Genomic DNA, 6,887 nt, shown 5'->3' with positions numbered 1-6,887 from the left:
GGCGTGCAGTTCATCATGATCACGCTCGCCTTCGCGCAGATGCTGTTCTTCCTCTTCGTCTCGCTCAAGGCCTATGGTGGCGATGACGGCATGACGATCCGCCGCCGCAACGCGCTGTTCGACCTCAACACGCGCGACGACGTGACCTTCTATTTCATCTGCCTCGCCATCGCGGCGCTGGTCTTCCTGGCGCTCTGGCGCATCGTCGGATCGCGCTTCGGCCTGGTGCTGGCCGGCATCCGCCAGAACGAGCGGCGCATGGCCGCGATCGGCATCGCGCCCTATCGCTACAAGCTCGCCGCCTTCGTCATCTCCGGCATGGGCGCAGGGCTGGCGGGCGCGCTGATGGCGAATTACCTGCGCTTCGTCAGCCCGGACATGCTGCACTGGACCAAGTCCGGCGAGCTGATGATCATGGTCATCCTCGGCGGCGTCGGCACGCTGCTCGGCCCGCTGCTTGGCGCCGCCGCCCTCGTCATCCTCGAAACCGTGCTGACGAGCTGGACCGAGCATTGGCAGCTCGTCCTCGGGCCGATCCTGCTCCTCGTCGTGCTCTTCACGCAAGGCGGTCTCAACGGCCTGCTCGCTCGCCTCGGCCTCGGCAGGAGCGCGCCATGACCGCGACGCTCCTCTCCGTGCGCGGCCTGCGCAAGCGCTTCGGCGGGCTCGTCGCCACCGACGGCGTCGATCTCGACGTGCGCGACGGCGAGATCCATGCGCTGATCGGCCCCAACGGCGCCGGCAAGACCACGCTGCTGACCCAGCTCTTCGGCGAACTCTCCCATGACGAGGGCGCGATCACGCTCTCCGGCGAAGACATCGGCGCCCTGTCGACCGCCCAGCGCGTCCGGCGTGGCCTCGCCCGCACCTTCCAGATCACCCAGCTCCTGCCGGACTTCACGATGCTCGACAATGTCGCGCTCGCCGTGCAGGCCCATCACGGCCACAGCTTCCGCTTCCTCGGCAATGCGCGCCGCGACGAGGGTCTGCGCAGCCGCGCCCGCCAGCATCTCGCCACCGCAGGCCTCAGCCACCGCGCCGAAATCAAGGTCGCCGACCTCTCCCATGGCGAGCAGAAGCAGCTCGAATTCGCGATCGCGCTCGCCTGCGAGCCGCGCCTGCTCCTGCTCGACGAACCGATGGCGGGGCTCGGCCATGCCGAAAGCGAGCAGATGGTCGCGATGCTCTCAGGCCTGAAGGGCCGCGTCACCATGCTGCTGGTCGAGCACGACATGGAGGCCGTCTTCGCATTGGCCGACCGCATCTCCGTGCTGGTCTATGGCCGCGTCATCGCGACCGGCATGGCCGAGGAGATCCGCAACAATCCGGAAGTGCGCACCGCCTATCTCGGAGAGGGAGACGCCTGATGCTGAGCGTGCGCAACCTGCAATCCGCCTACGGCCGAAGCCAGGTCCTGTTCGATGTCGCGCTCGACATCGCCGAGGGCGAGGTCGTGACCCTGCTCGGCCGCAACGGCATGGGCAAGACCACGACCGTGCGCTCGATCATGGGCCTGCTCGCGCCGAAAGGCGGCGACATCCGCTTCGAAAACCAGGACGTCCGCGGCATCGCGCCCGAGAAGATCGCCCGCTGCGGCATCGGCCTCGTGCCGGAAGGCCGGCAGGTCTTCCCGACGCTCTCCGTCCGCGAGAACCTCGTCGCCACCGCCTCGAACCGATTGAAACGGTCCTCGCCCTGGACGCTAAGCCAAGTCTACGCCCTCTTCCCCCGCCTGCAGGAGCGCGCCGGCCAGTCCGCCCGCACCCTCTCGGGCGGCGAGCAGCAGATGCTGGCGGTCGGCCGAGCCCTGATGACCAATCCCAAGCTCCTCATCCTCGACGAGGCGACCGAGGGCCTCGCGCCGGTGATCCGCGCCGAGATCTGGGGCTGCATCGAGGCGCTGAAGGCGCAGGGCCAATCGATCCTGCTGATCGACAAGAACATCAACGTGCTGAAGCGCATCGCCGACCGGCACTACATCATCGAGAAGGGCCGCACGGTCTGGTCGGGCTCCAGCACCGACCTCACCGATAATGCGGAACTGGTGCATCGCTATGTCGGCGTCTGAAGACCTTTCCGAAATCGTCGCGCACAGCGCCGAGAACGACCCGGTCGAGGCCCTGCGCGATGCGCTGGGCGACATCCTCGCCGGGCTCGTCGCCGCCGGCTGCGGCCCGCATCACCTGCGCGAGATGATCTGGGAAACGGACCGGCCCGAAGCCTTCCACCTCTCCCGCCATACCGTCGAACTGGCCTATCGCGAGACCTTCGCCGGCTTCCGCCCATCGATCCGTCTCGCGCCGAGGCGCGAAGCCGGCCTCACCATCCGCGCCCGCCATGCCGCCGCCCAGTCGCTGCCTGATACGCTCGTCGATGGCTACAGCCTGCGCGAGCTCGGCCGGCAATACAGTCCGCGCCTGCAGGCCGACATGAAGGCGCTGTTCCGGCAATGGAGCCGCGACGGCGAAGCCTTCCGCGCGCAGCATGGCGCTGCCGACCTCGCCTATGGCCCGGACCGCTTCGAGAGGCTCGACCTCTACCGCCCGGCCGGCGTGACCCGCGCACCGACCTTCGTCTTCATCCATGGCGGCTACTGGCAGGCTTCGGACAAGGCCCAGCATGCCCAGTTTGCGCAAGGCCTGCTCGATGCCGGCTATGCCGTGGCCATGCCGAATTACGGGCTGGCGCCGGAAACACCGCTGGAAGCGAGCCTCGCCCAGAGCGTCGCCGCGCTGAACTTCCTCGTCCGCGAAGCCGATGCGCTCGGGCTCGATGCCGGCAGCCTGCACATCTCCGGCCATTCTGCCGGGGGACACCTCGCCGCCATGGCGCTCTGCGCGCCGGATGCGCCGCCGATTACCTCGGCGCTGCTGCTTTCTGGTCTCTATCACCTCAACCCGCTCGGCCATCTCCCCCTCGGTCGCCTGCTCGGGCTGGACGATCCAGCTCGCGCCACGAGGCTCAGCCCCATCGCCCAGCCGCGACCACAGGCGACGCGGATAGCCTTCGCGGTCGGCGAGGGCGAGAGCGACGCCTTCAAGGCGCACTCGGCTGCGCTGGCCGCGGCATGGCAAGCGCCGGCGCCCCTGATCTGCCCCGGTCATCATTTCAGCATGCTGGAAGGCCTGAACGGCGGCGCCCTGCTCGATCTGGCCTTGCGCACGGCGGAGGGCCCATGACGAAGCCATCGCGCAAGCCGCTACGCCTCGCCCTGATCGGCTGGGGCGCCATCAACCGCCGCGTCGCGGAGCTGCTGGCGGAGCGGGGTGGCGATATCGTTATCGTCGCTGTCGCCGTCCGCAACGCAGCCGCAGCCGGCGACATCCCGCGCGGCGCTAAGCTCATCACGACGCCGGACGAACTGACCAATCTCGACCTCGATCTCATCGTCGAAGCCGCCGGTCGCGAAGCGGTCGGCATCTGGGGTGAGGCGGCGCTCAATCATGCGCCCGCCTTCGCCGTCGCCTCGACCAGCGCCTTCTGCGATGACGCCCTGCTCGCTCGCTTGATCGCTACCGCCGAGAGCAATAGCAGCCAAATCCTGATCCCGCCCGGCGCGCTCGCCGGGATCGACGGCATCGCCGCGGCCTCGCTGCTGCCGCTCGACGAGGTTATCCATCGCATCGTCAAGCCGCCGGCCGCCTGGCGCGGGACCTCGGCCGAGAAGCTGATCGCGCTGGATGAGATCACCAAGGCGACGGCCTTCTTCTCCGGCACCGCCCGGGAGGCCGCTTCGCGCTTTCCGCAGAACGCCAATGTCGCGGTGATTTCGGCGCTCGCCGGCATCGGGCTCGACCGCACCCGTGTCGAGCTCGTCGCCGACCCCGCCGCCGGCGGCAACGGCCATCAGCTCAGCGCGCGGGGCGCCTTCGGCAAGCTCGACATCGCCATCGAGAACCGGCCGCTGGCGACGAACCCGAAATCCTCGGAAATGACGGCGTTGGGGCTGATCAGGCTGATCGAGAACCGCGTGCAAACGCTGGTTCGTTAAAGCCGCCTTCGGTCGAAGCCGGTCGTCATTGCGAGCGTAGCGAAGCAATCCAGGGGGACTGGGTTCAACCGCTCGACCCAGTCCCCCTGGATTGCTTCGTCGCTTCGCTCCTCGCAATGACGGGTCGCGACGCCCGAGAATGACGCATGCAACGAGCGCTGCGCCATTCATAACCATAACAATCTGAATTTATCTGATTTAGCCGACTGGATCACAGAATGACCCGCCACCTATGGTCCACCTCGAGACCGGCGGAAACGCCGCGCAGAGACCGCTGAACGCATCGCCAGCCGAGGCTTCCATGACGACCTATCCCGATCTCAAGCTCTATATCGGCGGCGCCTGGCGGAAGACGGCGGAGGAGCAGCCGGTCATCAATCCGGCCGACGAGAGCGTCATCGGCGCCGTGCCGCTCGCTTCGCAGGCCGATCTCGACGACGCGCTCGCCGCCGCCGCCCAGGGCTTCCGGGTCTGGAGCCGCATGGCGCCGCGCATTCGCGCCGAGATCATGCTCAAGGCCGCAGCGCTGATGCGCGAGCGCGTCGAGGAAATCGCCCATTCGATCACGCTGGAGCATGGCAAGCCGCTGGCGCAGGCCCGGCTCGAAGTGGTCAGGGGCTGCGAGTTCTTCGAATGGGATGCGGCCGAGGGCCAGCGCGCCTATGGCCGCGTCATCCCGAGCGAGCCCGGCATCCGCTATGTCGTGACGCACCAGCCGGTCGGCACGGTCGCTGCCTTCTCGCCCTGGAACTTCCCGATGAGCCAGCCCTGCCGCAAGATCGCGGGCGCGCTCGCGGCGGGCTGCTCGATCATCATCAAGGCGGCGGAGGAAACCCCGGCCGGCGCGCTCCACATCGCCCGAGCCCTGCATGATGCCGGCGTGCCGCCCGGCGTGTTCAACCTCGTCTTCGGCGTGCCCGCCAGGATTTCGAGCTATCTCATTCCGCAGGCCCAGACCCGGCTCGTCGCCTTCACCGGCTCGACCGCGGTCGGCAAGCACCTCTCGGAACTGGCCGCGCGCCATATGACGCCGGTGCTGATGGAGCTCGGCGGCCATGCCCCGGTGATCGTCTGCGACGATGTCGATCCCGTCGCTGCAGCCCATCTCTCCGCCACCCGCAAAGTCCGCAATGCCGGGCAGGTCTGCACCTCGCCGACGCGCTTCTTCGTGCAACAGGACATCTACGAGCGCTTCACCCAGGCTTTCGTCGCGAAGGCTGAGGCCGTGACGGTCGGCAACGGCCTCGATGCCGGGACCGAGATGGGGCCCGTCGCCAACCACCGCCGCATCGAGGCGCTGGAAGCGCTCACTGCCGATGCGCGAGCCCGTGGCGGGCGCGTGCTGACCGGCGGCGAACGCCTCGGCAATCGCGGCTATTTCTTCCCGCCCACGGTTCTAACCGAATTGCCGGACAATGCCCGTGCCCTGCGTGAGGAGCCCTTTGGCCCGATGGCGATCATCAACCCCGTCCGCACGGTCGAGGAAGCGATCGAGAAGGCCAATTCCCTGCCCTTCGGCCTCGCCGCCTACGGCTTCACGCACTCAGCGGCGCGCGCCGACCAACTCGCCGAAGGCATCGAGGCCGGCAATGTCTCGATCAACACGCTGGAAGCTTCCGTCGCCGAGGTGCCCTTCGGCGGGGTCAAGGACAGCGGCTACGGCCGCGAGGGCGGGGCGGAGGGGCTGGCGCATTACATGACAGTCAAGACGCTGTCCCACCGGATGGCGATCTGACGCGTCCCCATTCGGCGTCGAAGCTGATGCCCAGCCTCGACGGCCGGGCGGGCCGGCTCACCCTGTCCGGTGATGGAAAGCCAATCGTGGAGTTGTCGCTGGCGGCCCTCAGGCCGGCTGGGCGACGACGTCGACAGCAACGGCCTTGCGCCGCGTGTAGGCTCCGACGAGGTGCCAGATGCTCCAGGTCAAAGCCATGCTCGCATAGCCGTCGACCGCATAGTGCCAGCCGAGGACGACCGAACCGACCATGATGAACGCCGCGAAGATCCACATGAAGATCCCGACGATTTTCCAGCGCTCGCTGTAATACAAGGCGAACAGGACCGCATTGGCGACGTGGAGGGACGGGAAGGCGCTGATCCCCAGCGAGCCCGCACGCTGGTGCTTGTAGCCTTCCCACAGCATGTCCTGCGTCTTGAGCGCCCAGATCGGCCAGACCTCGGACGAGCGCTCCAATGCATCCATCAGCGGCTTGTACCGATAGCCGAGGCCAAGGTCTTCGAAGAAACAAGGCCCGGCCGAGGAGAAATTGGTTGCGATGAAGAACCCGGCGATGAGCCAGACCGCCATATACGACATCAGATATTGCTGGCGCAGGGGCGTATCTTTACGCGCGGCCGCGACGATCACGATCGTGCTGATCATGATGAAGAACCACATGTTATAAAGGAAGTTGATCGCGAAAATGCCTGCCGGCCACTCGATCAACCACCAGAAATACTCATGCGGCAGGCGTCCGAAATGCAGCCAGCGATCGATGTCGGCAAAGGCGACGTCCCATTTGAAGGGATTGAGCAGCGCTATCGCCCCTTTGAGAACGCCGAAACCCGCAACGAAAACCGTCATTGCGGCCATCGCCACCACGAAATTGACCATGCGCGGGCCATCGAGGAGGAAGCTCTTGAAGGGTGCCAGGAAGGTCTTGAACGGCGAAGGGTCCTTCGCGACCACGGCAAGCCATGCCAGTCGATACGCGCCATAGAGGCTGGCGAGACACCAGATCGCGATCCCCAGATACCAGGCGAACATCTCGACGCCGTCCATATCGAGGCTGTTTTTTGTCTTGTCGCTGACGAAAATGGCCACGCCCAGCGTGAACATGGCGACGATGACAAGGCCGGCGTGGCGGCGCAATGTTTCAATGCAAACGGATGCGAC

General features: G+C 66.8%; 7 protein-coding genes. 6 read left to right on the top strand and 1 reads right to left on the bottom strand.

Features of this window, described 5'->3' with window-relative positions; all coding sequences use genetic code 11:
• The 6 genes from Q0Q02_RS22570 to Q0Q02_RS22545 all read left to right on the top strand — a co-directional run.
• On the top strand, window positions 1–618 hold a 618-nt coding region (locus Q0Q02_RS22570; protein ID WP_293812914.1), incomplete at its 5' end, for a branched-chain amino acid ABC transporter permease.
• Window positions 615–1,367, top strand: coding sequence for an ABC transporter ATP-binding protein (locus Q0Q02_RS22565; protein ID WP_293812912.1), 753 nt, complete (start codon window positions 615–617; stop codon window positions 1,365–1,367). The genes Q0Q02_RS22570 and Q0Q02_RS22565, both read left to right, overlap by 4 nt.
• The gene (locus Q0Q02_RS22560; RefSeq protein ID WP_293812910.1) at window positions 1,367–2,068 is read left to right on the top strand and encodes an ABC transporter ATP-binding protein; all 702 of its coding nucleotides are present in this window, start codon (window positions 1,367–1,369) and stop codon (window positions 2,066–2,068) included. Before Q0Q02_RS22565 ends, Q0Q02_RS22560 begins: the two co-directional genes overlap by 1 nt.
• Window positions 2,055–3,179, top strand: coding sequence for an alpha/beta hydrolase (locus Q0Q02_RS22555; RefSeq protein WP_293812909.1), 1,125 nt, complete (start codon window positions 2,055–2,057; stop codon window positions 3,177–3,179). The genes Q0Q02_RS22560 and Q0Q02_RS22555 overlap by 14 nt, the downstream gene beginning before the upstream one ends.
• A complete protein-coding gene (locus Q0Q02_RS22550) occupies window positions 3,176–3,991 on the top strand; it encodes an aspartate dehydrogenase (protein ID WP_293812907.1) in 816 nt (271 codons plus the stop codon). The genes Q0Q02_RS22555 and Q0Q02_RS22550 overlap by 4 nt, the downstream gene beginning before the upstream one ends.
• A 301-nt stretch (window positions 3,992–4,292) precedes the next feature.
• On the top strand, window positions 4,293–5,726 hold the full coding sequence (locus Q0Q02_RS22545; RefSeq protein ID WP_293812906.1) for an NAD-dependent succinate-semialdehyde dehydrogenase: 1,434 nt from the start codon (window positions 4,293–4,295) through the stop codon (window positions 5,724–5,726).
• Between the two features lie 108 nt (window positions 5,727–5,834).
• On the opposite strand, the gene Q0Q02_RS22540 is transcribed toward Q0Q02_RS22545, so the two are convergent.
• A partial coding sequence (locus Q0Q02_RS22540; protein WP_293812904.1) for a phosphatase PAP2 family protein occupies window positions 5,835–6,887 on the bottom strand: 1,053 nt, incomplete at its 5' end.

Source organism: uncultured Allobosea sp. (genome assembly GCF_945956895.1).
In the GTDB taxonomy this organism is placed as follows: domain Bacteria; phylum Pseudomonadota; class Alphaproteobacteria; order Rhizobiales; family Beijerinckiaceae; genus Allobosea.
The sequence above is the reverse complement of the archived record's forward strand: the minus strand, read 5'-3'. Positions and strand labels throughout refer to the sequence as shown.

Excerpts from the sequence above, each read along its gene's own strand:
- Q0Q02_RS22545 (WP_293812906.1), top strand. The coding sequence starts at position 4,293 with ATGACGACCTATCCCGATCTCAAGCTCTATATCGGCGGCGCCTGGCGG.
- Q0Q02_RS22550 (WP_293812907.1), top strand. The coding sequence starts at position 3,176 with ATGACGAAGCCATCGCGCAAGCCGCTACGCCTCGCCCTGATCGGCTGG.
- Q0Q02_RS22560 (WP_293812910.1), top strand. The coding sequence starts at position 1,367 with ATGCTGAGCGTGCGCAACCTGCAATCCGCCTACGGCCGAAGCCAGGTC.
- Q0Q02_RS22555 (WP_293812909.1), top strand. The coding sequence starts at position 2,055 with ATGTCGGCGTCTGAAGACCTTTCCGAAATCGTCGCGCACAGCGCCGAG.
- Q0Q02_RS22565 (WP_293812912.1), top strand. The coding sequence starts at position 615 with ATGACCGCGACGCTCCTCTCCGTGCGCGGCCTGCGCAAGCGCTTCGGC.